This is a genomic window from Pseudomonas sp. AOB-7 (genome assembly GCF_003696305.1).
In the GTDB taxonomy this organism is placed as follows: domain Bacteria; phylum Pseudomonadota; class Gammaproteobacteria; order Pseudomonadales; family Pseudomonadaceae; genus Aquipseudomonas.
Window position 1 is genome coordinate 165,708 of record NZ_RFFK01000005.1, and the last position, 25,133, is coordinate 190,840.

Here is a 25,133-nt window from a genome sequence, read left to right on the forward strand (position 1 = left end):
GCTCAGTCTAACCGGCGCCCGCGAGCAGATTCTTGAACGATCTTGCGCCGCCAGGGTGCGCCGTGCGCAGCGAGTCGGGGCCGATCTCGCGGATTTACTGGCGACAGGCCCTGCGGTATTCGCCCGGCCCCACGCCATAGGCCTGTTTGAACTGCCGCGTCAGATGGCTCTGGTCGGCGAAGCCCAGTTGCGCGGCGACGCCGGCCGCGCTGCAGCCGCCCTTGAGCAGGGCGCGCGCCTGCTCCAGGCGGCGCTGCTTGAGCCAGGCATGCGGCGGCAGGCCGGTGGCGCGGCGAAACACCCGGGCGAAGTGAAAGGGCGACAGATTGACCGCCGCCGCCAGCGCCTCCAGCGACGGCGGCTCGCTCAGCTGGCTGGCCAGCAGTTCCTTGGCCAGCGCCACCGCCCGCGGTTCCTGGCCGACGCCACGCGGCGCCGGCTGGCGCGCGTAACGCTGCAGCAGCTCAAGCATCGCCTCGCGCCACAGGGTCTGACGCTGCAGCGCCTCGCTGTGCGGATCCTCCAGCAAGCGGTGCAGTGCGCTCAACCGCGACGCCAGGACCGGGTCGTGATGCACCGTATCCTGGAACATCGGCGGCGCAGCCGGCGGCAGTTCGAGCTCGGCCAGCAACGCCTCGAAGGTGCCGGGCTGCGGGTAGAACACCCGGTACTGCCAGCCCTGCTCGACGCCCTTGGAACCGGTGTGCACCTCGTCCGGATTGAGCAAGGCGATGCTGCCGGCGCCCGCCAGGTGGTCGACGCCGCGATAGCGATAGCGCTCGGCGCCGGCTTCGAGCACGGCGATCACATGGCCGTCGTGCACGTGCGGGGCGAAACGGTGCTCGATGAAGCGCGCGGACAGCAGCTCCAGCCCGTGCAGATCGTCGCTGGCGCTGAACCGCGCGCGTTCGCCTCCCGCCAATGGCTGCATGGGCTCAGGCGCCGAAGCGCGCCTCCAGCTTCTCGCGCACCTGCGGCCACTCCTGATCGGTGATGCTGTACAGCACGGTGTCGTCGAGGCGGCCGTCGGCCAGGCGCCGGTGGTTGCGCAGCAGCCCCTCGCGCACGGCGCCGAGCTTCTCGATGGCGCGCTGCGAGCGCAGGTTGCTGGCGGCGGTCTTCAGTTGCACGCGGACCATGCCCCAGTTGTCGAAGGCATGCTTGAGCATCAGGTACTTGATGCTGGTATTCAGCCCGCTGCCGTGCTGGCCGCGGTCGAGCCAGGTCCAGCCGATCTCGCAGGCCGGCAGGTTGTTCATGAAGTCGCCGAAGCGGGTGGTGCCGACCAGCTGCTCGCCGAGGCGGATGACGAACGGCAGGGCGCGCAACTCGCGCAGATCGCTCAGGGCGCTGCGGTACCAGTCCAGGCGCTGGGTGCCGCTCATGTACAGCAGCTCGTCGCGATTGGCCTCGGCCAGCGCCACCAGCGCCGGGATATCGGCGTCGGCCAGCGGCTCCAGGCGCAGGGCGCCGCGTTGCAGAGTCACCAGTTGCGGCTTGAACATAGGGTCCCTCCTCGGACAGCCTCGCAAGCCGGTCACGCTATCAGGCGCGCGCCTGCGGCACAATTGGCCTGCGCTGCCCCGCTCGCTGCGACCTTGGTCGCAACTGACGCGCGCGGGCTTTGGTGCAACACTGCTGCTTATCGCCGCCGGCCGTGCCGGCGTTCCGTTCTCTCCTGCGTTCCGGAGTCCGCATGTCGCTGTCCCCCGGGCTGATCGCCGCGGTCGCCCTGATCTACATGGCCATCCTCTTCGCCATCGCCTTCTATGGCGACCGGCGCAGCACGCCCATGCCGCCGAAGGTGCGCGCCTGGGTCTACTCGCTGTCGCTGGCGGTCTATTGCACCAGCTGGACCTTCTTCGGCGCAGTCGGCCAGGCCGCCGAACAGCTGTGGTCGTTCCTGCCGATCTACCTGGGGCCGATCATCCTGCTGCTGAGCATGCCCTGGGTACTGCAGAAGATGGTGATGATCAGCAAGCAGGAGAACATCACCTCGATCGCCGACTTTATCGCCGCCCGTTACGGTAAATCCCAGTCGCTCGCCGTGGTGGTGGCGCTGATCTGCCTGGTCGGCGTGCTGCCCTATATCGCCCTGCAGCTCAAGGGCATCGTCCTCGGCGTCAACCTGCTGATCGGCGAGCACGCGCTGGATACCGGCACCAGTGCCCAGGACACTGCGCTGATCGTGTCGCTGGCGCTGGCGCTGTTCACCATCCTGTTCGGCACGCGCAACCTCGACGTCACCGAGCACCACCGCGGCATGGTGCTGGCGATCGCCTTCGAGTCGCTGGTCAAGCTGCTGGCCTTCCTCGCCGTCGGCGCCTTCGTCACCTTCGGCCTGTACAACGGTTTCAACGACCTGCTCGATCAGGCGCACAACACCGCCGAACTGGACGCCTTCTGGAACGAGGCGGTGAACTGGCCGGCGCTGCTGGTGCAGACCGGCATGGCGATGATCGCCATCGTCTGCCTGCCGCGGCAGTTCCACGTCACCGTGGTGGAGAACATCGAACCCAAGGACCTGCGCCTGGCGCGCTGGGTGTTTCCCGCCTACCTGGTGCTGGCCGCACTGTTCGTGGTGCCCATCGCCCTAGCCGGGCAGATGCTGCTGCCGGCCGGCATCACCCCGGACTCCTTCGTCATCAGCCTGCCACTGGCCGAGGCTCATCCGGGTCTGGCGGTGCTGGCCTTCATCGGCGGCGCCAGCGCCGCCACCGGCATGGTGATAGTCGCGTCCGTCGCCTTGTCGACCATGATCTCCAACGACATGCTGCTGCCCTGGCTGCTGCGCCGGCAGAGCACCGAGCGGCCGTTCGAGGCCTTCCGCCACTGGATGCTCACCGCGCGCCGGGTCAGCATCGTGCTGATCCTGCTGCTGGCCTACGTCTGCTACCGCCTGCTCGGCGAGGGCGCCAGCCTGGCCACCATCGGCCAGGTGTCGTTCGCCGCCATCGGCCAGCTGGCGCCGGCCATGTTCGGCGCCCTGGTGTGGAAACAGGCCAACCGCCGCGGCGTGTTCGCCGGGCTGATCTTCGGCGCCCTGTTGTGGTTCTACACCCTGGTCCTGCCGCTGGCGGCGCGCGGCATGGGCTGGTCGCTGGCCAGCTTCCCCGGGCTGAGCACTCTGCTCTACGCGCCCATCGGTCTGCAGGTCGACCCGCTGACCCGCGGCGTGGTGCTGTCGCTGGCCGGCAACCTGCTGCTGTTCGCCTGGGTCTCCTGGTTCTCCCGCACGCGGGTGTCGGAGCACTGGCAGGCTGGGCGCTTCATCGGCCATGACCTGGGCACCAAACCGAGCAACCGCAGCCTGCTGGCGGTGCAGGTCGAGGACCTGCTGCTGCTGGCCAGCCGCTTCGTCGGCGAGGAGCGCGCGCGGCAGAGCTTCGTGCGCTTCGCCGAGCGCCAGGGTAAGCCGTTCGAGGCCAACCAGCCGGCCAACAGCGAATGGATCGCCCACACCGAACGCCTGCTGGCCGGCGTGCTCGGCGCCTCCAGTACCCGCGCGGTGGTCAAGGCGGCCATCGAAGGCCGCGAGATGCAGGTCGAGGACGTGGTGCGCATCGTCGACGAGGCGTCCGAGGTGCTGCAGTTCAATCGCGCCCTGCTGCAGGGGGCGATCGAGAACATCACCCAGGGCATCAGCGTGGTCGACCAGAACCTGCGCCTGGTGGCCTGGAACCACCGCTACCTGGAGCTGTTCGACTACCCCGAGGGGTTGATCTACGTCGGCCGACCGATTGCCGAAATCATCCGCTTCAACGCCGAACGCGGCATGCTCGGCGGCGGCGACGTCGAGGAGAACGTGGCCAAGCGCCTGTACTGGATGCGCCAGGGCACCGCGCACAGCTACGAGCGGGTATTCCCCAACGGCCGGGTGATCGAGCTGATCGGCAACCCCATGCCCGGCGGCGGCTTCGTCATGAGCTTCACCGACATCACCGAATTCCGCGAGGCCGAGCGGGCGCTCAAGGAAGCCAACGAGAGCCTGGAGCGACGGGTCGCCGAGCGCACCCGGGAGCTGTCCAAGCTCAACCAGGCGCTGACCGAGGCCAAGGCCCACGCCGAGGCCGCCAACCAGTCGAAGACGCGCTTTCTCGCCGCGGTCAGCCACGACCTGATGCAGCCGCTCAACGCCGCGCGGCTGTTCTCCGCGGCGCTGGCCCACCAGGACGAGGCGCTGCCGCACGAGGCGCAGGAACTGGTGCGCCATCTGGACAGCGCGCTGCGCTCGGCCGAAGACCTGATCACCGACCTGCTGGACATCTCGCGCCTGGAGAACGGTCGCATTGCTCCGGATCGCCACCCCTTCGCCCTGGCCAGCCTGTTCGACACCCTCGCCGCCGAGTTCGGCGTGCTGGCCGCCGAACAGGGTATCGACCTGCGCGTGCGCGGCAGCAAGCAGTGGGTCGACAGCGACAGCAAGCTGCTGCGGCGCATCCTGCAGAACTTCCTGACCAACGCCTTCCGCTACGCCAAGGGCCGCGTGGTGCTCGGCGTGCGCCGCGAGGGCCAGCATCTGCGCCTGGAGGTGTGGGACCGCGGCGCCGGCATCCCCGAGGACAAGCGCAAGGTGATATTCGAGGAGTTCAAGCGCCTGGACAGCCACCAGACCCGCGCCGAGAAGGGCCTGGGTCTGGGCCTGGCGATCGCCGACGGCCTGTGCCGGGTGCTCGACCACCGCCTGGAGGTGCGTTCCTGGCCGGGCAAGGGCAGCGTGTTCAGCGTCAGCGTGCCGCTGGCGCGCCGGCCGGCGGCCAAGCCCAAGGCGGCGGTCGGCAGCGAGGTCAACGGCCAGCCGCTGCAGGGCACCCAGGTGCTGTGCATCGACAACGAGGACAGCATCCTCACCGGCATGCACAGCCTGCTGTCGCGCTGGGGCTGCCAGGTGTGGACGGCGCGCAATCGCCTGGAATGCGAACACCTGCTGAGCGAGGACGTGCGCCCGCAACTGGCGCTGATCGACTACCACCTCGACGAGGGCGAGACCGGCACCGAGCTGATGGCCTGGCTGCGCACGCGCCTGGGCGAGCCGGTGCCCGGCGTGGTGATCAGCGCCGACGGCCGCCCGGAGCTGGTGGCCGAGGTGCATGCCGCCGGCCTCGACTACCTGCCCAAGCCGGTCAAGCCGGCCGCCCTGCGCGCCCTGCTCAGCCGTCATCTGAGCCTGCGCGGCTAAGTGCGCGATTCGCCGCTGCAGCCGCTGCGAAGCGACTTCCGCGCGCGACGTGGGTGCCATCCGGGGAGTGCCTGCCCCGGGCGGCATCCGGGCTACCTCGGGTTTGCCCCGGCCAACTGATCTGCCGCAATACCCGCCGGCGCCGGCCGACTAGACTGCCTGCATCCCCCGCCCAAGGACGCGCCATGCCCGACGAGCTGCAGACCCTGCTGAATTTCGCCAGCGCCCTGGCCGCCGGCCTGCTGATCGGCGCCGAGCGCGGCTGGCAGGAACGCCATGGCGACGACACCCGCCTGGCCGCGGGCATTCGCACCTACGGCCTGGTCGGCCTGCTCGGCGGCTTCGCCCTGCTGCTCGGCGAGCGCTTCGGCGTGCTCGCCTGGGCGGCGATCTTCCTCGGTTTCGCCGCCCTGGTGCTGACCGCCTATGCCGGCGACCTGCTGCAGCTGGGCGACCGCGGCCTGACCAGCGAGATGGCGCTGCTGATCACTTTCCTCCTCGGCAGCCTGGCCGTCGCCGACCAGGCGCCGCTGGCCGCCGCCGGCGCGGTGGCGGTGGCCTTGCTGCTGGGGCTGAAACAGGCGCTGCACGGCGCCCTGCGCCGCCTCAGCGAGGGCGAAGTGCTCGGCGCGCTGAAGCTGCTGTTCATCTCCCTGGTGCTGCTGCCGGCGCTGCCGAACCAGGGCTACGGCCCCTGGCAGGCGTTCAACCCCTACGTGATCTGGTGGATGGTGGTACTAATCGCCGCCATCGGCTTCGCCGCCTACGTGGCGATCCGCCTGGTCGGCACCCGCCACGGCCTGCTGATCACCGCCCTGCTCGGCGGCATCGTCTCGTCCACGGCGATGACCCTCACCCTCGCCCGCCTGCACGGCGAACGCCGCCTGCAGGCGCTGCTGGCCTGCGGCCTGCTGGCCACCTCGGCGCTGATGTTCCCGCGAGTGCTGCTGGAGGTCGGGCTGATCAATCCGGCGCTGCTGGCGCAGCTGTTCTGGCCGCTGACCGCCGCTGCGCTGGTCTACAGCGGCGGCGCCCTGGCGTTCTACCGCCTGGCCGGACGCGAGTCGGACGAAAGCGGCGAGCCGCCGCTGAAGAACCCCTTCGAGCTGGGCCCGGCGCTGCGCTTCGCCGCCCTGCTGCTGCTGATCCTGTTTCTGGTCGAAGGCGCGCGGCGCTGGCTGGGCGATGCCGGGGTGTATCTGGTGGCGCTGGTCTCGGGCCTGGCCGACGTCGACGCCATCACCCTGTCGCTGGCGCGCAGCGCGCAGCTGGACCTCGACCAACAGGTGGCGGTACGCGGCATCTTCCTCGCCGCGCTGAGCAACAGCCTGGTCAAGGCCGGCCTGATCGCCCTGATCGGCGGCCGCCAGCTGGCGCTGCGCACGGCGCCGGTGATGCTCGGCGGCTTGCTGGTCGGCGCGGCGCTGCTGCTGTTCTGAGCACCGGACGCCGCTCAGGGGCGCTGCAAGAACCCCTGCAACAGGCGATGCACCCGCTCGCTCAGCTCGCGGTTGGCGGCCACCGGCAGGCCGCGCGCCAGCTCCGCTTCCACCACCTGCTCGACCAGCGGGCGCAGCTGCAGCAGCTGGGCGCTAAGCGGCTCCAGCTGGTCGGCATGCGGCAGCGAGGTCTGCAGCAGCGGGTTGACCAGGTGGCCGACGATCATCTGCACGATGCCGGTGGCGACCTGCTCGACGTGGCCGCGAATCGACTCCAGCTCGTCCAGCAGCGCCGGCAGCGGGATGCCGGCGCGGTACAGCTCGATCCCGGCGGCCAGCAGCCGCGGGCTGGGCACCGCCAGGTGATCGCCGGCGAACTGCAGCAGGCCGAGGGCCTGGGCGCGGTCGATCACCGCATCATCCAGATCCGCGCCGAAGATCGCCTGCAGCTCGGCGAACTCCAGGCGCCCGGGCTGCTCGGGCTCGCCCGGGCCGCGGATGGCCTGCTCCAGGCCCAGCACGTGGGCCAGGTCGCGGCCCTGGGCCCAGGCCTCGAACAGCTCGCGAATGCTGGCGATGCTGTAGCCGCGCTCGAGCAACTGGCCTATCAGCTGCAGCCGCGCCAGGTGCTCGCCGCTGTAGATGCCGACTCGCCCGCGCCGCTCGGGCGGCGGCAACAGGCCGCGATCCTGATAGGCGCGCACGTTGCGCACGGTGGTCTGCGCCGTCTGGGCCAGCTCGTCGACCGTGTATTCGGCGGCTGCCGCCGCGGCCATGGGGGCGGCGCTGCCGAGCAGGCGCTGGAAGAACAGGGAGGCTTGGGTCATGGCGCGATCATAGCCGCGCGCTTCGCCCGCCAACAACCGCGCCGACGCCCCCAACCAAGGGCTGGACTTGCCCTGCCCGGCTCCCGCGGCAAATTCGCGCCATGCGCTATAAACCCTGATCTAGAGCGGCTGCAAGGCGCTCGGTAACGCCGTAACGCGGCCACCTGCCAAGCGCCGGATCGGCTAGGCAAGCGCGCAGCGGCCCTGAACAATGACGATGACATCGAGCGATGTAACCGTCACTTGCCGGAGCCAGCCATGCCCACCTCTTCCACCCCTGCCGGATTCGCCCCATGAACGCGCCGCTGCCCCGCCACGAGCCGCCACCGCAGCGCCTGGAGGTCTTGGGCGACGGCGTGCGCCTGCAAACCTATGCGTGGGGCCGGGCCGACGGCCCGACCCTGCTGCTGGTGCACGGCTACCCGGACAACCACGAGATCTGGCTGCCGCTGGTGCGCGAGCTGGCCGCCGAATACCGCATCGTCGCCTACGACGTGCGTGGCCATGGCGCCTCACAGGTGCCGCGGCGGCTGCGCGACTACCGCCTGGACCGGCTGGCGAACGACCTGGAAGCGGTGATCCGCGCCGTCAGCCCGCAGCGCCCGGTGCATCTGGTGGCCCACGACTGGGGCTCGATCCAGAGCTGGGAGGCGGTCACCGAGCCGCGCATCCAACCGCTGCTGGCTTCCTACACCAGCATCTCCGGACCCTGCCTGGACCACGTCGGCCACTGGCTGCGCGAGCGCCTCAGCCTGCGCCGCCCGCAGGCGCTGGTGCAGGCGCTCAGGCAGCTGCTCAGTTCCTGGTATATCGCCTTCTTCCACACCCCGTGGCTGCCGGAGCTGACTTGGCGCCTGGGCCTGGATCGCGCCTGGCCCTGGCTGCTGCGCCGCCTCGAAGGAGTACACGGTCTGCCGCCGAGCAGCAGCCAGCGCGGCGACGGCATGCGCGGGGTGCAGCTGTACCGCGCCAATTTCATCCGCAGCCTGCTGCGCCCGCGCGCGCGCAGCACCCGGGTGCCGGTGCAGCTGATAGTGCCGCTGGGCGACCGCTTCGTCCGCCCGCAGCTGTTCGACGACCTGGCGCACTGGGCGCCGCTGCTGACCCGCCGCGAGATGCGCGGCGGCCACTGGCAGCTGCTGGCCGAGCCGAGCGCGCTGGCCGGCTGGCTGCGCGAACATGTCGGCCGGCTGGAGGCCGTTCAGGGCGTCTCGAGATAGGCCGCTGGCGGCCGACGCAGCGCGGAGAAGCAGGGCTGTGGTGCGCGCGGCGCCCCGTGCGGCCTTAACGTGTAGCCTCGACGCCGGCTACTCGCCCAGCTCGTCCAGCGCCGGCAGGTCGGCGGCGCGCTCCAGCAGCTCGGCCGGCAGACTCTTGCTGGCGCGGGCGCCGAGCAGCTTGAGATTCTCCGCGCGACCGATCAGGTTGCCGCGCCCCTCCACCAGCTTGTTGCGCGCGCCGGCGTAGGCCTTGTCCAGCTGCTGCAGGCGGCTGCCCATCTCGTCCAGATCGGCGATAAAGGCGACGAACTTGTCGTATAGCTGACCGGCGCGCTCGGCGATCTCGCGGGCGTTCTGGCCCTGGCGCTCCTGGCGCCAGAGGCTGTCGATGACGCGCAGGGTGGCCAGCAGGGTGGTCGGGCTGACGATCACCACCTGCTGCTCGAAGGCCTCCTGGAACAGATTCGGCTCGGCCTGCAGCGCCGCGGCGAAGGCCGCCTCGATGGGCACGAAGAGCAGGACGAAATCCAGGCTGTGCAGGCCTTCCAGGCGCTGGTAGTCCTTGCCGGACAGGCCTTTGAGGTGGCTGCGCAGCGACACCAGGTGCTGCTTGAGCGCCTGCTGGCGGATCACCTCGTCGTCGGCGGCGACATATTGCTGATAGGCACTGAGGCTGACCTTGGCGTCGACTATCACCTGCTTGTCGCCCGGCAGGCGAATCAGCACGTCGGGCTGGAAACGCTCGCCACCGGCGCCCTTGAGGCTGACCTGGGTCTGGTATTCGCGGCCCTTCTCCAGGCCGGCATGCTCCAGCACCCGCTCCAGCACCAGCTCGCCCCAGTTGCCCTGGGTCTTCTGGCCCTTGAGCGCGCGGGTCAGGTTGGTCGCCTCGTCGCCCAGGCGCTGGTTGAGCTGCTGCAGGCGCTCCAGCTCCTTGCCCAGGGAAAAGCGCTCGCGCGCCTCCTGCTGGTAGCTCTCGTCGACGCGTTTCTCGAACGCCTGGATGCGCTCCTTGAGCGGGTCGAGCAACTGGCCGAGGCGCTGCTGGCTGCTCTCGGCGAAGCGCTGCTCGCGCTCGTCGAAGATCTTCGTCGCCAGCTCGGCGAACTGTGCGCGCAACTCGTCGCGCGCGCCCTGCAGATCGTCCAGGCGCTGCTGCTGGTTGTCCCGCTGTTCCTGCAGCTCGGCGCTCAGCGCCGCGCACTCGGCGGTCAGCCGGCGCAGCTCGGCCTCGTTGCGCTCACGCTGCTGGTTCCAGCTCTGCGCCGCCTCGCGGGCGATCTGTCGCTCCTGCTGGAGCAATTCGTTCTCGCGGCGCAGGCCGGCCAGCTCGCTCTGCTGCTCGACCTTGATCTCGCTGACCTCGGCCAGCTCGGCGCGGCAGTCGTCGAGCTGAGCGGTCAGCCCGGCCTGGGTCAGCTGGGCATGCTCCAGACGTTCCTGCAGCAGCGCCTGCTCGCGCTCGGCGCGCGCCAGACGCCGCTGCCAGGCCCACAGACCGGCCAGCAGGAGCAGCAGCGCAGCGGCGAACCCGAGCGCGAGGGATAACGGATCGAAAGACATAGACACTCCCAGTGGAACCGCCGGGCAGTATAACCAGCGGTGCAACCAGGGTCAGCGCGGCAGGCGTGCGAGCAGGCGCTTGGCCTCGTGGGAACCCTGGGCCGCGGCCTGCTCCAGCCAGTGACGGGCCTGCTGCGGCTCGCCGGCCCCCGGCTGGCTGCACAGCCGCCCGAGCTCCAGCTGGGCGCGGCGGTCGCCGGCGCGGGCGGCCTGGCGCAGCAGCTCGAAGCCGATTCGGCGGTCGCGCGGGTTGCCGCAGTCGCGGCAGAGCAATTGGCCCAGGCGGCTCTGCGCCTGCACGCAACCCTTGCGCGCCGGCTGCTTGAGCAGGTTGCCGGCCAAACGCTTGACGCTGTGGGCATGGCCCAGGCGCGGACTGTCGAGCAGCCAGAGGGCGACGCGCATGGGCAGGCGCGAACTGACGGGAACCGTATCGAGGGAGGTGGCGGATAAAGCGCGGGACATAAGACTGGGGGGCTGGGGCAAGGGCGCGCCACTCTACTCCTTTTTTCGCCAAGGTAAAGCCTTGGCAAAAACGCCGAGCGGCGTTCTAGAGCAAGCGCTTGGGACAATCCACAGAAGCTGTGGATAACTCCGTGCACAACTTGGGCGAAAGGCGCTTCAGGCCCGATGCCATGGGCCTCGCAGACAAACTGTCGATTTTTTCACCAACGAAAAAATTGCATATTTTTCATTGACTTAAAAATCAAGCGCGGAAAATCAAGCGGTTACCGGCGATTCTGACAGTGACGTGACCGGCTGCTTCATCAATGTGCACAACTCGCTGCTGCATAACCGCGCAACGCTCTGTTTCGGGGCATCGCCAGGCGCTTGGCGCAGGGTTTCAGGCCGGTTGCGGCAGCCGTCCCTGCACCAAGAACTGCTCCCAGCGAAACAGCCGCGGCTGGTCCGGGGCCTGGGCATGCTTGAACGCCACGTACGCGGCGGTGGTTTCGCACAGCCAGGGCGTCAGGTTGCGCGGACGCGTCTCGGCGAAGGCCTGCGGCGCATAGAGCGCGACATTGCTGCCACCGTCCGGGCAACGCGCCGAACGGTACTCGAAGGCCTGTACTCCGGCCGCGCGCATCGCCGCGCCCAGCTGCTGGGTCGCCCGGTAGTCGCTGGGATGAGCGAGCAGGCGCTGATGCTCGCTGAACGGCGGGCGCTGCAGCTGGATGCCGCGCTCGACCCGGTAACGCGCCTCGAAGGTGGAATGCTCGGAGAGGATGCGCCCGCTGGGCGGCGGGCTGGCCATGCCGTGCCACAGCACGAAGCGGTAGTAGGCGGCCTCGGCCATGGCCGTCTCCAGACGCTGCGCGGCATAGAACAGACTCGGCTCGTGCACGCCGCCGAAACGCGAGCCCCAGCGCAGCGGCGGGTAGCGAAACGGCGTCTTCAGCAGGTAATGCAGCGGCTCAGCCGCGCTCGGCAGCGGCGGCTTGCTGCTTTCCAGCAGTTCTTCGAGCAGCGCCTGCTCGGCCAGGTTGTCCACCAGCTGCAGGGTCGCCACCTGCACCTGGCTCTCCACCATGCGCAGCAGCTTGCCGCGCAACGGACGGATCTGCCGAGCGCCGTCGCAACTGTGCCAGATATCCATGCCATCGCCCTCCCTGGTTTATGTCGTGCCTAGAACCTATTTACGAGCTTGCGAACTAGAGGTAAACGGTGGCGAAAACGGCCGAGAAAGCGAAGTTTACGCATGTAAATGAGCATTTCGAGACCGTTTTCAACACCGTTTAACCGACGCGCAGCAGGTCGTGAAAAGGTTCTCAGACCTTGCCGCGGATAGCGTCCAAGTACTCCACCACCCGCACCAGGCCCTGCACCTGGCTCATCTGCTGCAGCGGCACGCCGGCCAGGTGGCGGTTCTCGGTGCGCAGAAAGTGGCGCATGTCCTGCTGATTGCCGCCGAACAGGGCGAACAGGGCGCGGTAGACGCGGATCAACAGCAGCGCCAGCTCGCCGGTCTTGCTCTGCGGGCGCAGGCCGCCCTGCTCGTTCCAGCGGCTGACCGCACTGCGGTGCACACCGACGATATCGGCCAGCTCCTGCTGGGTCAGCCCCAGCTGTTCACGGGTATTGAGCAGGGCCTTGGCCAGCACCGCATCGGCGTCGGGCAGGCTGCGAGTCACTGCACTCATCGCGCATTCCTCCGTGTGTTTATATCAATAGTAATAGTAAAAGCTGTAAATGCACAGCAGCGCCTACGACGGCTTGGCACTCGCCCGGGCATTGGGGTACCGTCCCGGCAGACACCGAGCAAGGAGAGAGCATGGGCCGCCGGCGCTTCTGGCTGGGCACCTGCGCCGGCGTACTGGGCGTGCTGCTGGTTCTTGGCAGCTACGCCGGCTACCGCGTCCAGCGCCTGCTGAGCGAACAGGGCATCACCCTCGACTGGCAGGCGCTGAGCCTGTCGCCGCGCGGCCTGCGCCTCGACGGCTTCAGCCTGCAGCAGGGCGGCACCGCCGCCGGCCTGCAACTGCACGCCGGCCAATTGCAGCTGGACTGGCTGGCCAGCGAGGCGCCGCGCTACCGCCTGCGCCTGCAGGATCTGCAACTGGACTGGCAGCCGGGCCCGGCGGACGCAACCGCAGCGCCGCCCGGCGACCTGCAGGCCCTGCTCGCGCGACTCGACGCCGCCCTGCCCTGGCTGCCGCGACGCCTCGAACTGCAAGCCGTGCAAGCGCAACTGCCCTGTGCCAGCGGCCGCTGCACGCTGCGCGGCGATGCCAGCGTGCAGGTACGCAGCGCCGGCCTGCAGCTGCACAGCCAGCTGTTGCACGACGCGCACCGCGCCGAACTGCAGGCCGAGCTGCAGATGCCGGCGCGCGACGTCCCGCTGCAGCTGCAGGCCGAGCTGCGGCTGGACGACCAGGCCCAGCTGCAACTGCACAGTCAGCTGCAGAGGCAGGCCGACGCCACGCGCTGGAGCGGCCGGCTGAGCATGCCGCAACTGGGCGAGGTGGCCTGGTTCGGCGACTGGCTGAACCAGTGGCTGCTGAGCACGCCCACAGCGCTGCCGGCCACCCCGCAGCAGGCGCGCCTCGCCGCGCAGTGGCAGGTGCAACTGGCGCCCGGCCCCTGGCAACTGGACGACCTGCTCGCCGCGCCGGGCTGGCTGCGTCTCGATGCCCTGCTGCAACACCCCTGGCCGCTGCCTGCGCTGGGCCTGGTCAGCGGCGAGCTGGCGGTGGATCTGCATAACGCCGCCGGCCGCTGGCAGGCCCGCGAACTGCACGCCGACCTGCTGCTCGATCCCCAGGGAGCGCCCTGGCTGACGGCGCTGCCCGACGGACTGCGCCCGCAGCAGCTGCGCCTGCAGATCGCCCCGCGCGCGACGCCCACCAGCACGCCCGACGCCCTGGCCCTGCACGCGCAACTGCAGGGCCAGGGACCGCTGCGCCTGCAGGGCGAGGCCGATATCGAGCTGCAGCTGCAGAAGGACTGGGCGCTGACCCTGGCGCACCTGCGCCTCGATGCCGACGCCGCCCGGGTCCGCCTGGCCGGCAACCGGCTCGACGAGCTGCAGCTGCGGTTGCGGCTAAGCGGCCTGGCCGATGGCCAACGCCTGGACGTCGTCCTCGGCGAAGGCTCGCGAATCGCGCTCCGGCGCCTGCGCAGCGGCGAGCTCGAACTGCAGCAGCTGGGCGCCGAGCTGGGCGCCCTGCACCTGCACGGCACGCCCCAGACGCCGCAGCTCGAAGGGCCGCTAACGCTGCACACGCAACGCCTGCAGCACCCCCGGTTGCAGGCGCAAGGCTGGCAATGGCAGGGCCAGCTGCAGGCCACGGGCGAGCGCCAGCACCTCGCCGGCAGCCTGCTGGGCGACGCCGGGTTGGGCCTGGCCCTGCAATTGGAGCGCGACGCCGCGGGCGAGCTGCGCACCGCGGCGACGCTCGAAGAACTGTTTCTGCGCGCCGGCAACCCGCTGCCGCAGCTCCTCGCCGACTGGCCGCCGCTGCTGTCGCTGGACAACGGCCGCCTGCAGGGTGAGGCGCAGCTGCGCCTGGCGCCGGGCCAGCCGCTGCAGGCGCAGCTGAGCCTCAACGTCCGGGGGCTGAGCGGCATCTACGACCGCAGCAGCTTCGCCGGCCTCGACGGCGAGCTGCGCCTGGCGCTCGAGGGCGAGCGCCTGGACCTGCACCTGCCGCAGTTGAGCGCGCGACAGATCGATCCCGGCATCGCCCTCGGTCCCCTGCAGCTGCAGGCCCGCTACCAGGCGACGCTGGCCCGGCCGCTGGCCGGCGTGCTGAGCCAGCAGCGCGCCGAGCTCGGCATACTCGGCGGCAGCCTGAGCCTGGCACCGCACCAATGGCGGCTGGACAGCCCCAGCCAGGTGCTGCCGCTGCGCCTGAGCGGCCTGGACCTGCAGCAGCTGTTTCGCGTCTACCCGGCCGAGGGCCTGGAAGGCAGCGGCCTGCTCGACGGCCTGATCCCCCTGCGCCTGGGCGCCGGCGGCCCCAGCGTCGAGCAGGGCCTAATCGAGGCGCGCGCACCCGGCGGCCGCCTGCGCTTTCACTCACCGCGCATCCGCGCCATGGGCCAGGCCAACCCGGGGATGAAACTGGTCACCGACGCCCTGGAAGACTTCCACTACGACCTGCTCGGCAGTAGCCTCGACTATGATCAGTCCGGCACACTCAGGCTGGGCATGCGCCTGCAGGGACGCAACCCGGCCATCGAGCAGGGCCGGCCGATCCACTTCAACATCAACCTGGAAGAGGACATCCCCACCCTGCTGGCCAGCCTGCAACTGACCGCCAAGGTGAGCGAGATCATCCAGCAACGGATCCAGCAACGGATGCGCCAGCGTGTCCCCCAAGAAATCAAGGAGTAGCGCCATGCGCCTGTGCCGCTTCCTCGCAGTCCTGAGCCTGGGCCTGCTGTGCCTGGCCTGTACCCCGACGGTACAACTGGCCATGCCCAACGAGCCGATCAATATCAACCTCAACGTCAAGGTCGAACACGAGATCTACATCAAGGTGGACAAGGCCCTGGACAACGTCTTCAACGAAGACAGCGGCCTGTTCTAAGGAGAAGCCCGATGATTCGCCATATTTCGACCCTGCTGCTGGCGCTCTGCCTGAGCCTGCCGGCCTATGCGCTGAACCTCAACCAGGCCATGAGCGCCCTCGGCGCCGCCAAGGCCAGCGGCCAGCTGGGCGAGCAGCCCAACGGCTACCTCGGCGTGGTCAAGCCGGACGGCCAGGCCGAGGAGATCGCCCGCCTGATCAACCAGGCGCGCCGCGCCGAGTACCAGAAGGTGGCCAAAGACAACGGCATCGCCCTCTCCGATGTGGAAGCCATCGCCGGCAAGAAGGCCATCGACCGCACGCCCCAGGGGCAGTTCATCCAGTTGAACGGGCAGTGGCTGAAGAAGTAGCCACTGCCCAGCCGGAGCCCATAAGCAAAGAACCCGCCGAGGCGGGTTCTTTCGTTTGCAAGCGCAGCGATCAGGCGCCGGCCTTGCTCACGGCATCCTTGATCAGGGTCTGCAGCTCGCCCTTCTCGTACATCTCGGTGAGGATGTCGCTGCCGCCGACCAACTCGCCGGCCACCCACAGCTGCGGGAAGGTCGGCCAGTTGGCGTACTTCGGCAGGTTGGCGCGAATTTCCGGATTCTGCAGGATGTCGACGTAGGCGAACTTCTCGCCGCAGCCCATCACCACCTGCGCGGCGCGGGCGGAGAAGCCGCACTGCGGCGCGTTGGGCGAGCCTTTCATGTACAGCAGAACGGTGTTGTTGGCGATCTGCTCTTTGATGGTTTCGATGATATCCATGGGGCACCTCAGCGTAGACTTCCCGACCCCTCGGTCGGCACGGTGGCGCGATTGTAGCGAAAAGCCGAGCGCAATGCTCGGCCTTGCCACGGCATCCGGGCTACGCGGCCACCACCTCCACCGGCACGCCATTGAGCGCGGCGTTGCCGGACAGCGCATCGAGCTGGCGTTCGTCGGTCAGGTCGTTGGCGCTGGCGCCCGGCTGCTCGCGGGCAATCGCCATCTGCACGCCGGGGCGGGCATGGCCCCAACCGTGCGGCAGGCTGACCACGCCGGCCATCATCTCGTCGCTGGCGGCCACCTCCACCTCGATGCTGCCGACCCGCGAGCGCACCCGCACGCGCTGGCCGTCGGCCAAACCACGACTGGCCAGATCCGCCGGATTCATCAGCAACTGATGACGCGGCTTGCCCTTCACCAGGCGGTGGTAGTTGTGCATCCAGGAATTGTTGCTGCGCACATGGCGGCGGCCGATCAGCAGCAGCTGGTCCGCCGCTGGCGGTAGCTGCGCGGCGAAGCGCGCCAGATCGCCCAGCAGCAGGTCGGGGGCGGCCTCGATGGCTTTCGATGCGGTCTTCAGCCGCTCTGCCAGGTTCGCCTGCAACGGTCCCAGGTCGAGCCCGTGCGGGTGATCGCGCAATGCAGCCAGGCTGAGCTTGCGCTCGCTGCGATCGCCATAGGGGCCGAAGCGCAGGCCCATGTCGATCATCTGCTCGGGGGCCATGGTCGGTTTCAGCTCCAGAGCGTTGCGCGCGGCGAAGGCCTTGGCCAGGCCGACGAAGATTTCCCAGTCGTGCAGCGCGCCGTCCGGCTTGGCCAGGATCGCCTCGTTGAAGCGGGTGACGTTGCGCACGGCGAAGACGTTGAAGGTGGTGTCGTAGTGGTCGTGCTCCAGCGGCGCGGTGGGCGGCAGGATCAGGTCGGCATGGCGGGTGGTCTCGTTGATATAGAAATCCACCGAGAGCATGAACTCCAGACCGTCCAGCGCCTGCTCCAGCTGGCGGCCGTTGGGCGTGGACAGCACCGGGTTGCCGGCCACGGTGACCAGCGCGCGGATCTGCCCCTCGCCGGGGGTGAGCATCTCCTCGGCCAGGGCCGAGACCGGCAGCTCGCCGCCGTATTCCGGCAGGCCGGACACGCGGCTCTGCCAGCGGTTGAAATGCCCGCCCGAGGTGCTCGCCACCAGGTCCACCGCCGGCGTGGTGCAGAGCACGCCGCCGACCCGGTCGAGGTTACCGGTGACCAGGTTGATCAGTTGCACCAGCCACTGGCAGAGGGTACCGAAGGCCTGGGTGGAGACGCCCATGCGCCCGTAGCACACCGCCTTGTCGGCGGCGGCGAAATCCCGCGCCAGCTGGCGAATGGCCGCGGCCGGCACGCCGCAACGCTCGCTCATGGCCTCGGCGGTAAATTCGGCAATGGCCGCGCGCACGGACTCCAGCCCTTCCACCGGCAAGTGGCTGGCGCGGGTCAGGCCTTCCTCGAACAGGGTATTGAGCAACCCCAGCAGCAGCGCCGCGTCGCCACCGGGGCGGACGAACAGGTGCTGGTCGGCGATGGCGGCGGTCTCGCTGCGCCGCGGGTCGACCACCACCAGCTTGCCGCCGCGGGCCTGGATGGCCTTCAGGCGCTTCTCCACGTCCGGCACGGTCATGATGCTGCCGTTGGAGGCCAGCGGGTTTCCGCCGAGGATCAGCATGAAGTCGGTGTGGTCGATATCGGGAATCGGGATCAGCAGGCCGTGACCGTACATCAGGTGGCTGGTCAGGTGGTGCGGCAGCTGGTCGACCGAGGTGGCCGAATAACGGTTGCGCGTCTTCAGCAGGCCGAGGAAGTAATTGCTGTGGGTCATCAGCCCGTAGTTGTGCACGCTGGGGTTGCCCTGGTACACGGCCACGGCGTTCTGCCCGTGCTCCGCGCGGATCGCGCTGAGGCGTTCGGCGACCAGCTCGAACGCCTCGTCCCAGGCGATGGCCTGCCACTGCTCGCCGATGCGGCGCATGGGCTGGCAGATGCGGTCGGGGTCGTTCTGGATGTCCTGCAGCGCCACCGCCTTGGGGCAGATATGGCCGCGGCTGAAGCTGTCCTGGGCGTCGCCCTTGATCGAGCGGATCTGCGTGCTGCCGTCAGGCTGCGCTTCGGTTTCGATGGCGAGGCCGCAGATGGCTTCGCACAGGTGGCATGCACGGTAATGGAGGGACTTGGTCATGGCCTGGCCTCTTGTTCTGATGCGAGACGACCGGTCGGGTCGCAGACTTCGAACTATGGGCCGGGCAAGAGGACGACGCCAGCAGCGTTCGTCTCATGAATCGGCAGGCATCATGCCTGCCGATTCAGGGTCGCGACTATCCGAATCAACGGATGGCGGTCACGGTGCCCTTGTGGCCGGTCACGCTGACGTTGACGGTCTTGTACACGAAGTAATCCTCAACGTTCACTTCGTAACGCGGGGCGACGATCACGTCGGCACCCGAGGCCTTGACTGCCTTGTAGGCAGCTGCGGACTTGGCGGAAGCCACCGGGTCGAGACCCAGGGCGAAACCACCCTCGCCACCACCGTAGGTCACGCCATCGGCGAACTGGGTATCGCCACCCAGCTTGAACACACCGAACAGGATGTTCACCGAAGATTGACCGGAGATGGGCTCGCCCACTTTCACGTCGGCCTGCAGGTTAGTCTTGACGGTACCGTTCAGCGGAACGGCCGGCTGGCTGACGTTCTGGCTGGCACAGCCAGTCAGCAGGGCGAGGGCGGAGAAAGCGGCGGCGTAGGCTACGTGTTTCATGCAAAACTCCTTTGCACATATATTCCATGGGTACCCCATTGCGGGGGCAATGCATTGCCTAGGAAAGGCGGCGGCATCCTAGGAGTGCGTCGCAGAGCGGCGCAAGCAGGGATGTCAGTTTTGTGACATCTCGCACGCAGCTTTGGGAAAAGGCTTACAAAACAGCCCTTTGTCATGGCCAGGCGGGCAATTTGCGCCTTCTCGTCATTTCCTTATAAGATCGCGCCTTCCCCCTGTTTCGTCGCACCCTGCGGCCTCCTGCCGCAAGCCTCGCTGTTTTCCCGGTTTTTGTCGCCGACGCGGGCTTGCGACCTGTAGTGAAAAAGGTAGTTAACGATGAGCGCCAGACACTTTCTCTCGATGATGGATTACACACCGGACGAACTGGTGGGGCTGATCCGCCGCGGCGTCGAGCTGAAGGATCTGCGCAATCGCGGCGTGCTGTTCGAGCCGTTGAAGAACCGCGTGCTGGGCATGATCTTCGAGAAGGCCTCGACCCGCACCCGCCTGTCATTCGAGGCCGGCATGATCCAGCTCGGCGGCCAGGCCATCTTCCTCTCGCCGCGCGACACTCAGCTGGGCCGCGGCGAGCCGATCGGCGACGCCGCCATCGTCATGTCGAGCATGCTCGATGCGGTGATGATCCGCACCTTCGCCCACAGCAACCTCACCGAGTTCGCCGCCAAGTCCAGGGTGCCGGTGATCAACGGCCTGTCCGACGACCTGCACCCCTGTCAGCTGCTGGCCGACATGCAGACCTTCCTCGAGCACCGCGGCAGCATCGCCGGCAAGACCGTGGCCTGGATCGGCGATGGCAACAACATGTGCAACTCCTACATCGAGGCGGCGATGCAGTTCGACTTCCAGCTGAAAGTCGCCTGCCCCGAGGGCTACGAGCCGGATGCGCGCTTCCTCGCCCTGGCCGGCGAGCGCGTACAGGTGCTGCGCGACCCACGCGAGGCGGTGGCCGGCGCCCATCTGGTGAGCACCGACGTGTGGGCCTCGATGGGCCAGGAAGACGAAGCGCAGCTGCGCCTGCAGCGTTTCAAGCCGTACCAGGTCAGCCGCGAGCTGCTCGATCACGCCGCCGAAGGCGTGCTGTTTATGCATTGCCTGCCGGCACACCGCGGCGAAGAGATCAGCGAGGACCTGCTCGACGACCCACGCTCGGTGGCCTGGGATCAGGCGGAGAACCGCCTGCACGCGCAGAAGGCGCTGCTGGAACTGCTGGTCGAACCGGCGTACCACCACGCATGAGCGAGCCGCTGCTGCAACTGCGCGGGCTGAACTGCGGCTACCACGCGCACAAGGTGGTGCAGGACCTGGACCTGCATCTGAACGCCGGCGACATCGGCTGCCTGCTCGGCCCCTCCGGCTGCGGCAAGACCACCACCCTGCGCGCCATCGCCGGCTTCGAGCCGGTGCTCGACGGTGAGATCGAACTGGCCGGCACGGTGATTTCCCGCGCCGGCTTCACCCTGGCGCCGGAGAAGCGCCGCATCGGCATGGTGTTCCAGGACTACGCGCTGTTCCCCCACCTGAGCGTGGCGGACAACGTCGCCTTCGGCATCCGCCAGCAGGAGGGCGCCGAACGCGTCACCGCCGAGCTGCTGGAGCTGGTCAAGCTCGGCCACCTGGCCAAGCGCTACCCCCACGAGCTGTCCGGCGGCCAGCAGCAGCGCATCGCCCTGGCCCGCGCCCTGGCGCCGGAGCCGCAGCTGCTGCTGCTCGACGAGCCCTTCTCCAACCTCGACGGCGAACTGCGCCGGCGCCTCAGCCATGAGGTGCGTGAGATTCTCAAGGCGCGCGGCACCAGCGCGATCCTGGTTACCCACGATCAGGAGGAGGCCTTCGCCGTCAGCGACCATGTCGGCGTGTTCAAGGATGGCCGCCTGGAGCAGTGGGACACCCCCTTCAACCTCTATCACGAGCCGTCGACGCCCTTCGTCGCCAGCTTTATCGGCCAGGGCTATTTCATCCGCGGCCAGCTGCTCGGCCCGGACACGGTGCAGACCGAACTCGGCGCCATCCGCGGCAACCGCGCCTACACCTGGCCCAGCGGCAGCGCGGTGGACGTGCTGCTGCGCCCCGACGACATAGTGCCAGACCCGGGCAGTTCGCTGACCGCGCGCATCGTCGGCAAGACCTTCCTCGGCGCCGCCACCCTCTACCGCCTGCAACTGGCCACCGGCAGCCAGCTGGAGTCGATCTTCCCCAGCCACGCCGACCACCTGCCGGGCGACGAGGTGGGCATCCGCGTCGCCGCCGATCACCTGGTGGCCTTCCCGGCCCTGGGCAGCGTGGCGGCCCATGTGCCGCTGGGCGAGTCGGGCGGCGTGCGCCGGGTCAGCAGCAACTGACCCCGGCAACGTCCATAGGCTGTCGCGGGGCTGCCTGGGCCCTGCGCCCCAACGCCCCGCGGACTTGCCCGGCTACAGAAACAGCCGGCCACTGGCGATATGCCGGGCATGGCCGGCGATCTTCACCCGCTCGCCCTCCAGCCTGCACAGCAGTTCGCCGCCACGCGCCGAGCACTGCCAGGCGCTCAGCGCGACTCGCCGCAAACGCTCGGCCCAATAAGGCACCAGGATACAGTGGGTGGAGCCGGTGACCGGGTCCTCGTCGATGCCGATGCTCGGCGCGAAGTAGCGCGAGACGAAGTCGTGGCGCTCGCCGGGCGCGCTGATCAGCACGCCGAGGCCCGGCAGTTCGGCCAGCGCCGGCAGGTTCGGGGCGAAGCCGCGCACCTCGGCCTCCGAATCCAGCACCACCATCAGCTCCTGCACGCTGCCGTCGCCATTGCGCAGCGCCAGCACCTGCTGCGGCGCACGCCACAGAGCCTGCTCCACCGCCGTCCGCAACGCCTGCTCCACCGGCACGGCGCGACGCACTGGGAAATCCAGCTCCAGCAGCCGGCCCTGGCGGGTGACGCGCAGCGCCCCAGAGCGGCAGACGAACTCCAGCGCCTGGCCCGACTCCCGATACAGATCGAACAGCACGCAGGCCGCCGCCAGGGTGGCATGGCCGCACAGCGGCACCTCGCTGGTCGGGGTGAACCAGCGGATATGCCAGCGCTCGCCCTCGCGCACCACGAAGGCGGTCTCGGCCAGGTTGTGCTCGGCGGCGATACGCTGCATCAGCACCTCGTCGAGCCAGGCCTCGAGGCGATAGACCATAGCCGGATTGCCGGCGAAGGGCTGTTCGGTAAAGGCGTCAACTTGATGGAATTCGAGAGGCATGCTGCATTCCTGGCCAGATGAGAGCCGCCAGCATGCCTGCGCAGGGTAAGCCGCAACAGATACAGTTCCTGTTTTCCAGATGCTCTGAGAGCATCGCGGCTGAAGCCGCTCCTACGTTCCTGGGGTGCTTCAGGGCTCGCTGCGCACCCGTTTCACCGCGTCCAGCCAGCCGGCGTAGAGGCGCTCGCGGTGCGCCTCGTTCATCCGCGGCTCGAAGCGCTGCTGGCGGTGCCAGTGGCTGGCGATGGCCTCGAGGTCGGCGTACAGCCCCAGCTGCAGGCCGGCCAGGTAGGCGACGCCGAGCGCGGTGGTCTCGGTGACCTCGGGGCGTTCGACGCCGACGCCGAGAATGTCGGCGAGAAACTGCATGACCCAGTTGTTCTCCACCATGCCGCCGTCCACGCGCAGCGCGCTGGGAGGCGCGGCGCCGTCCTGACGCATGGCCTCGAGCAGGTCGCGGGTCTGGTAGCACACCGACTGCAGGCCGGCGGTGACGATCTCCTTGATCCCGGTGTCGCGGGTCAGGCCGAAGATCGCGCCACGCGCCTTGGGGTCCCAGTAGGGCGCGCCGAGGCCGGTGAAGGCCGGCACCAGGTAGACCCCGCAGGCATCGCCGGTCTGCTCGGCCAGGGCCTCGGTATCGCGCGCGTGGCCGATCAGCTTGATGCCGTCGCGCAGCCACTGCACCGCCGCGCCGGCGACGAAGATGCTGCCCTCCACCGCGTAGGTGACCTCGCCGTTCAGGCGGTAGCCGACGGTGGTCAACAGGCGATTCTTCGACACCACCGGCGTGCTGCCGGTGTTCTGGATCATGAAGCAGCCGGTGCCGTAAGTACTCTTGACCATGCCCGGTTCGAAGCAGGCCTGGCCGATCAGCGCCGCCTGCTGGTCGCCGGCCATGCCCAGCACCGGGATGCTGGCGCCGAGCAGCTCGGCGTCGGTGTGACCGAACTCGGCGGCGCAGTCGAGCACCTCGGGCAACAGGCTGACGGGAATGTCGAACAGTTCGAGCAGCTCCGCGTCCCACTGCTGGCTGTGGATATTGAACATCAGGGTGCGCGAGGCGTTGCTGGCGTCGGTACGGTGCACCTTGCCGCCGCTCAGGCGCCACAGCAGGAAGCTGTCCACCGTGCCGAAACGCAGCTCGCCGCGCTCGGCCCGCGCCCGCGCGCCGGGCACGTTGTCGAGCACCCAGCGCAGCTTGGTGGCGGAGAAATAGGGGTCGATCAGCAGGCCGGTCTTGGCCGCCACCATGGCCTCGTGGCCGGCGGCCTTGAGCCCGGCGCAGTAGTCGGCGGTGCGACGGTCCTGCCAGACGATGGCCGGGTGGATCGGCGTGCCGCTGACGGCGTCCCACACCAGGGTGGTCTCGCGCTGATTGGTGATGCCGATGGCGGCAATCGCATCGGGCTGCAGGCCGCTGCTGGCGATGGCCTCGCGGCAGACCTTGAGGGTGGACAGCCAGATTTCCTGGCCGTCGTGCTCGACCCAGCCGTCCTGCGGGAAATACTGCTGGAACTCCTGCTGGGCGCGCGCCACCGGCAGGCCCTGGGCGCTGAAGATGATGGCGCGGGAACTGGTGGTGCCCTGGTCGATGGCTAGCAGGTACTGGGACATGCGCGTTTCCTTGTTGTTATGCGGGTGTTGGCCGTAGGAGCCTTGTCGGTATCACTCGCGACCGATGGCGGCGAAGCTGCCCTGAGTGTGCTGCGCCAGCACCTCGGCCGCCAGCTCCACCTCCAGGCCGCGGCGGCCGGCGCTGACGAAGATGCTGGCATGCGCGCGCGCCGAACTGTCGATAAAGGTGCGCAGACGTTTCTTCTGCCCCAGCGGGCTGATACCGCCGAGCAGGTAGCCGGTGGCGCGCTGGGCCGCGGCTGGGTCGGCCATGTCGGCCTTCTTCACGCAGGCGGCCTGGGCCAGCGCCTTGAGGTCGAGGCTGCCGGCTACCGGCACCACCGCCACCAGCAGCTCGCCCTTGTCACTGGCGGCGAGCAGCGTCTTGAATACCCGGGCCGGCGGCAGGTCGAGCTTTTCCGCGGCCTCCAGGCCATAGGACGGTGCCTTGGGGTCGTGCGCGTAGCTGTGCACCCGGTGTTCGGCCTTGGCCTTCTTCAACAGATCGATCGCTGGAGTCATGTTCGAATGTGAAAATAATCTGAAAAGATTGCCGTACCTTAGCCGAAATCCCTTTTCGCGGGCAGCCTATAATGGCAAGCCACCAAAGGAAGCCGCCATGAACCTGGCCCCTCGCCAACACGACATCCTCAACCTCGCCCGCGAACGCGGCTACGTCAGCATCGACGAACTGGCCCTGGCCTTCGCCGTGACCCCGCAGACCATCCGCCGCGACATCAACCAGCTGGCCGAACACGGCCTGCTGCGGCGCACCCATGGCGGCGCCGCCTGCGAGGCATCGAGCATCCACAACACCGCCTACGGCATGCGCGCCGGGCAGATGCGCGAGGAAAAGCAGCGCATCGCCGAGGCCGTGGCCGCGCACATCCCCGACCACGCCTCGCTGTTCATCAACATCGGCACCACCACCGAGGCCATCGCCCGCGAGCTGCTCGGTCACCAGGGCCTGAAGATCATCACCAACAACCTGCACGTCGCCGCCCAGCTCAGCGCCAAGGCCGACTTCGAGGTGCTGGTGGCCGGCGGCACGGTGCGTAGCGACGGCGGCATCGTCGGCCAGGCGGCGGTGGACTTCATCCAGCAGTTCAAGGTGGACTACGCCATAGTCGGCATCAGCGGCATCGACGAGGACGGCAGCCTGCTCGATTTCGACTACCAGGAAGTGCGCGTGTCCCAGGCCATCATCGACAACGCCCGCCAGGTGTTCCTCGCCGCCGACTCGAGCAAGTTCGGCCGCAACGCCGTGGTGCGCCTGGGCTCGATCGCCCTGGTCGACCGCGTGTTCACCGACTGCGCGCCACCCGCCGCCGTAGCCCGCCTGCTGCACGAGCACAAGGTCCACCTCGACCTGGTCTGAATCCGCGCCAGCACCGTTCGGCGCGAAAGCGCGCGCCGAGCTGGCGTACCTGCGCGCATTCGACTAGCATATTTTCGAAAGTGAACATAACCACATTCGAATTCA

At 68.7% G+C, this 25,133-nt stretch carries 22 protein-coding genes; 9 read left to right on the forward strand and 13 right to left on the reverse strand.

Features of this window, described 5'->3' with window-relative positions; all coding sequences use genetic code 11:
• Positions 1-94 precede the first annotated feature (94 nt).
• Together EA796_RS11875 and EA796_RS11880 are read right to left on the reverse strand one after the other, a co-directional pair.
• On the reverse strand, positions 95-931 hold the full coding sequence (locus EA796_RS11875) for an AraC family transcriptional regulator (protein WP_122108763.1): 837 nt from the start codon (positions 929-931) through the stop codon (positions 95-97).
• Between the two features lie 4 nt (positions 932-935).
• Entirely contained in the window at positions 936-1,505 is a 570-nt protein-coding gene (locus EA796_RS11880; protein ID WP_021444174.1) for a GNAT family N-acetyltransferase, read from the reverse strand.
• Between the two features lie 191 nt (positions 1,506-1,696).
• Here EA796_RS11880 and EA796_RS11885 point away from each other — a divergent pair, with 191 nt between their 5' ends.
• Positions 1,697-5,179, forward strand: coding sequence for a PAS domain-containing hybrid sensor histidine kinase/response regulator (locus EA796_RS11885; protein WP_122108764.1), 3,483 nt, complete (start codon positions 1,697-1,699; stop codon positions 5,177-5,179).
• Positions 5,180-5,364: 185 nt separating this feature from the next.
• Positions 5,365-6,618, forward strand: a complete 1,254-nt coding sequence (locus EA796_RS11890) for an MgtC/SapB family protein (RefSeq protein ID WP_122108765.1) — start codon at positions 5,365-5,367, stop codon at positions 6,616-6,618.
• Positions 6,619-6,632: 14 nt separating this feature from the next.
• Here the strand turns inward: EA796_RS11890 and EA796_RS11895 are convergent, their stop codons facing one another.
• On the reverse strand, positions 6,633-7,445 hold the full coding sequence (locus EA796_RS11895) for a MerR family transcriptional regulator (protein ID WP_122108766.1): 813 nt from the start codon (positions 7,443-7,445) through the stop codon (positions 6,633-6,635).
• Between the two features lie 293 nt (positions 7,446-7,738).
• Here EA796_RS11895 and EA796_RS11900 point away from each other — a divergent pair, with 293 nt between their 5' ends.
• The gene (locus tag EA796_RS11900; RefSeq protein WP_122108767.1) at positions 7,739-8,665 is read left to right on the forward strand and encodes an alpha/beta fold hydrolase; all 927 of its coding nucleotides are present in this window, start codon (positions 7,739-7,741) and stop codon (positions 8,663-8,665) included.
• 87 nt (positions 8,666-8,752) lie between these two features.
• Here EA796_RS11900 and rmuC read toward each other — a convergent pair whose 3' ends face one another.
• The 4 genes from rmuC to EA796_RS11920 all read right to left on the reverse strand — a co-directional run bounded on the left by rmuC (position 8,753) and on the right by EA796_RS11920 (position 12,369).
• On the reverse strand, positions 8,753-10,114 hold the full coding sequence (gene rmuC / locus EA796_RS11905) for a DNA recombination protein RmuC (protein ID WP_177342898.1): 1,362 nt from the start codon (positions 10,112-10,114) through the stop codon (positions 8,753-8,755).
• Positions 10,115-10,279: 165 nt separating this feature from the next.
• Positions 10,280-10,693, reverse strand: a complete 414-nt coding sequence (locus tag EA796_RS11910; protein WP_122108769.1) for a tetratricopeptide repeat protein — start codon at positions 10,691-10,693, stop codon at positions 10,280-10,282.
• A gap of 379 nt (positions 10,694-11,072) precedes the next feature.
• Complete coding sequence (locus tag EA796_RS11915; RefSeq protein ID WP_021445018.1) at positions 11,073-11,825, reverse strand: RES family NAD+ phosphorylase; 753 nt, start codon at positions 11,823-11,825, stop codon at positions 11,073-11,075.
• A gap of 172 nt (positions 11,826-11,997) precedes the next feature.
• Positions 11,998-12,369 carry an XRE family transcriptional regulator gene (locus EA796_RS11920; protein WP_021445017.1) on the reverse strand — a complete coding sequence of 124 codons (372 nt, stop codon included), beginning with the start codon at positions 12,367-12,369 and terminating at the stop codon, positions 11,998-12,000.
• 131 nt (positions 12,370-12,500) lie between these two features.
• Here EA796_RS11920 and EA796_RS11925 point away from each other — a divergent pair, with 131 nt between their 5' ends.
• The 3 genes from EA796_RS11925 to EA796_RS11935 are packed head-to-tail and all read left to right on the forward strand — an operon-like array spanning position 12,501 to position 15,611.
• A complete protein-coding gene (locus tag EA796_RS11925) occupies positions 12,501-15,065 on the forward strand; it encodes a YdbH domain-containing protein (RefSeq protein WP_122108770.1) in 2,565 nt (854 codons plus the stop codon).
• A gap of 4 nt (positions 15,066-15,069) precedes the next feature.
• Positions 15,070-15,261 carry a YnbE family lipoprotein gene (locus EA796_RS11930; protein WP_021445189.1) on the forward strand — a complete coding sequence of 64 codons (192 nt, stop codon included), beginning with the start codon at positions 15,070-15,072 and terminating at the stop codon, positions 15,259-15,261.
• Between the two features lie 11 nt (positions 15,262-15,272).
• Positions 15,273-15,611, forward strand: a complete 339-nt coding sequence (locus tag EA796_RS11935) for a YdbL family protein (protein WP_021445190.1) — start codon at positions 15,273-15,275, stop codon at positions 15,609-15,611.
• A gap of 70 nt (positions 15,612-15,681) precedes the next feature.
• Here EA796_RS11935 and grxD read toward each other — a convergent pair whose 3' ends face one another.
• The 3 genes from grxD to EA796_RS11950 all read right to left on the reverse strand — a co-directional run bounded on the left by grxD (position 15,682) and on the right by EA796_RS11950 (position 18,794).
• On the reverse strand, positions 15,682-16,008 hold the full coding sequence (gene grxD / locus EA796_RS11940; protein ID WP_003246056.1) for a Grx4 family monothiol glutaredoxin: 327 nt from the start codon (positions 16,006-16,008) through the stop codon (positions 15,682-15,684).
• A gap of 100 nt (positions 16,009-16,108) precedes the next feature.
• Positions 16,109-18,217 (reverse strand): molybdopterin oxidoreductase family protein, encoded by a 2,109-nt coding sequence (locus EA796_RS11945; RefSeq protein WP_122108771.1) that lies wholly within the window; start codon positions 18,215-18,217, stop codon positions 16,109-16,111.
• A 145-nt stretch (positions 18,218-18,362) separates the two neighbouring features.
• On the reverse strand, positions 18,363-18,794 hold the full coding sequence (locus tag EA796_RS11950; RefSeq protein WP_021445192.1) for a hypothetical protein: 432 nt from the start codon (positions 18,792-18,794) through the stop codon (positions 18,363-18,365).
• 336 nt (positions 18,795-19,130) lie between these two features.
• Between EA796_RS11950 and argF the strand changes: the two genes are divergently transcribed.
• Both argF and EA796_RS11960 read left to right on the forward strand, forming a co-directional pair.
• The gene (argF, locus tag EA796_RS11955; RefSeq protein ID WP_122108772.1) at positions 19,131-20,051 is read left to right on the forward strand and encodes an ornithine carbamoyltransferase; all 921 of its coding nucleotides are present in this window, start codon (positions 19,131-19,133) and stop codon (positions 20,049-20,051) included.
• Complete coding sequence (locus tag EA796_RS11960; protein ID WP_122108773.1) at positions 20,048-21,154, forward strand: ABC transporter ATP-binding protein; 1,107 nt, start codon at positions 20,048-20,050, stop codon at positions 21,152-21,154. The genes argF and EA796_RS11960 overlap by 4 nt, the downstream gene beginning before the upstream one ends.
• Before the next feature lie 72 nt (positions 21,155-21,226).
• Here EA796_RS11960 and EA796_RS11965 read toward each other — a convergent pair whose 3' ends face one another.
• The 3 genes from EA796_RS11965 to ybaK all read right to left on the reverse strand — a co-directional run bounded on the left by EA796_RS11965 (position 21,227) and on the right by ybaK (position 24,172).
• Complete coding sequence (locus EA796_RS11965) at positions 21,227-22,033, reverse strand: PhzF family phenazine biosynthesis protein (protein WP_122108774.1); 807 nt, start codon at positions 22,031-22,033, stop codon at positions 21,227-21,229.
• Between the two features lie 129 nt (positions 22,034-22,162).
• The gene (gene glpK / locus EA796_RS11970; protein WP_122108775.1) at positions 22,163-23,650 is read right to left on the reverse strand and encodes a glycerol kinase GlpK; all 1,488 of its coding nucleotides are present in this window, start codon (positions 23,648-23,650) and stop codon (positions 22,163-22,165) included.
• A 51-nt stretch (positions 23,651-23,701) separates the two neighbouring features.
• Positions 23,702-24,172, reverse strand: coding sequence for a Cys-tRNA(Pro) deacylase (gene ybaK / locus EA796_RS11975; protein WP_122108776.1), 471 nt, complete (start codon positions 24,170-24,172; stop codon positions 23,702-23,704).
• A 97-nt stretch (positions 24,173-24,269) separates the two neighbouring features.
• On the opposite strand from ybaK, the gene EA796_RS11980 reads away from it, so the two are divergent.
• The gene (locus EA796_RS11980) at positions 24,270-25,028 is read left to right on the forward strand and encodes a DeoR/GlpR family DNA-binding transcription regulator (RefSeq protein WP_021445198.1); all 759 of its coding nucleotides are present in this window, start codon (positions 24,270-24,272) and stop codon (positions 25,026-25,028) included.
• Positions 25,029-25,133 lie beyond the last annotated feature (105 nt).

Coding starts and splice junctions, on each gene's coding strand:
- EA796_RS11895 (WP_122108766.1), bottom strand. CDS start 7,445: ATGACCCAAGCCTCCCTGTTCTTCCAGCGCCTGCTCGGCAGCGCCGCC.
- EA796_RS11885 (WP_122108764.1), top strand. CDS start 1,697: ATGTCGCTGTCCCCCGGGCTGATCGCCGCGGTCGCCCTGATCTACATG.
- EA796_RS11890 (WP_122108765.1), top strand. CDS start 5,365: ATGCCCGACGAGCTGCAGACCCTGCTGAATTTCGCCAGCGCCCTGGCC.
- EA796_RS11960 (WP_122108773.1), top strand. CDS start 20,048: ATGAGCGAGCCGCTGCTGCAACTGCGCGGGCTGAACTGCGGCTACCAC.
- EA796_RS11980 (WP_021445198.1), top strand. CDS start 24,270: ATGAACCTGGCCCCTCGCCAACACGACATCCTCAACCTCGCCCGCGAA.
- EA796_RS11915 (WP_021445018.1), bottom strand. CDS start 11,825: ATGGATATCTGGCACAGTTGCGACGGCGCTCGGCAGATCCGTCCGTTG.
- EA796_RS11930 (WP_021445189.1), top strand. CDS start 15,070: ATGCGCCTGTGCCGCTTCCTCGCAGTCCTGAGCCTGGGCCTGCTGTGC.
- ybaK (WP_122108776.1), bottom strand. CDS start 24,172: ATGACTCCAGCGATCGATCTGTTGAAGAAGGCCAAGGCCGAACACCGG.
- argF (WP_122108772.1), top strand. CDS start 19,131: ATGAGCGCCAGACACTTTCTCTCGATGATGGATTACACACCGGACGAA.
- EA796_RS11950 (WP_021445192.1), bottom strand. CDS start 18,794: ATGAAACACGTAGCCTACGCCGCCGCTTTCTCCGCCCTCGCCCTGCTG.
- EA796_RS11875 (WP_122108763.1), bottom strand. CDS start 931: ATGCAGCCATTGGCGGGAGGCGAACGCGCGCGGTTCAGCGCCAGCGAC.
- EA796_RS11935 (WP_021445190.1), top strand. CDS start 15,273: ATGATTCGCCATATTTCGACCCTGCTGCTGGCGCTCTGCCTGAGCCTG.
- EA796_RS11945 (WP_122108771.1), bottom strand. CDS start 18,217: ATGACCAAGTCCCTCCATTACCGTGCATGCCACCTGTGCGAAGCCATC.
- EA796_RS11920 (WP_021445017.1), bottom strand. CDS start 12,369: ATGAGTGCAGTGACTCGCAGCCTGCCCGACGCCGATGCGGTGCTGGCC.
- EA796_RS11910 (WP_122108769.1), bottom strand. CDS start 10,693: ATGTCCCGCGCTTTATCCGCCACCTCCCTCGATACGGTTCCCGTCAGT.
- EA796_RS11900 (WP_122108767.1), top strand. CDS start 7,739: ATGAACGCGCCGCTGCCCCGCCACGAGCCGCCACCGCAGCGCCTGGAG.
- EA796_RS11925 (WP_122108770.1), top strand. CDS start 12,501: ATGGGCCGCCGGCGCTTCTGGCTGGGCACCTGCGCCGGCGTACTGGGC.
- EA796_RS11965 (WP_122108774.1), bottom strand. CDS start 22,033: ATGCCTCTCGAATTCCATCAAGTTGACGCCTTTACCGAACAGCCCTTC.
- EA796_RS11880 (WP_021444174.1), bottom strand. CDS start 1,505: ATGTTCAAGCCGCAACTGGTGACTCTGCAACGCGGCGCCCTGCGCCTG.
- glpK (WP_122108775.1), bottom strand. CDS start 23,650: ATGTCCCAGTACCTGCTAGCCATCGACCAGGGCACCACCAGTTCCCGC.
- grxD (WP_003246056.1), bottom strand. CDS start 16,008: ATGGATATCATCGAAACCATCAAAGAGCAGATCGCCAACAACACCGTT.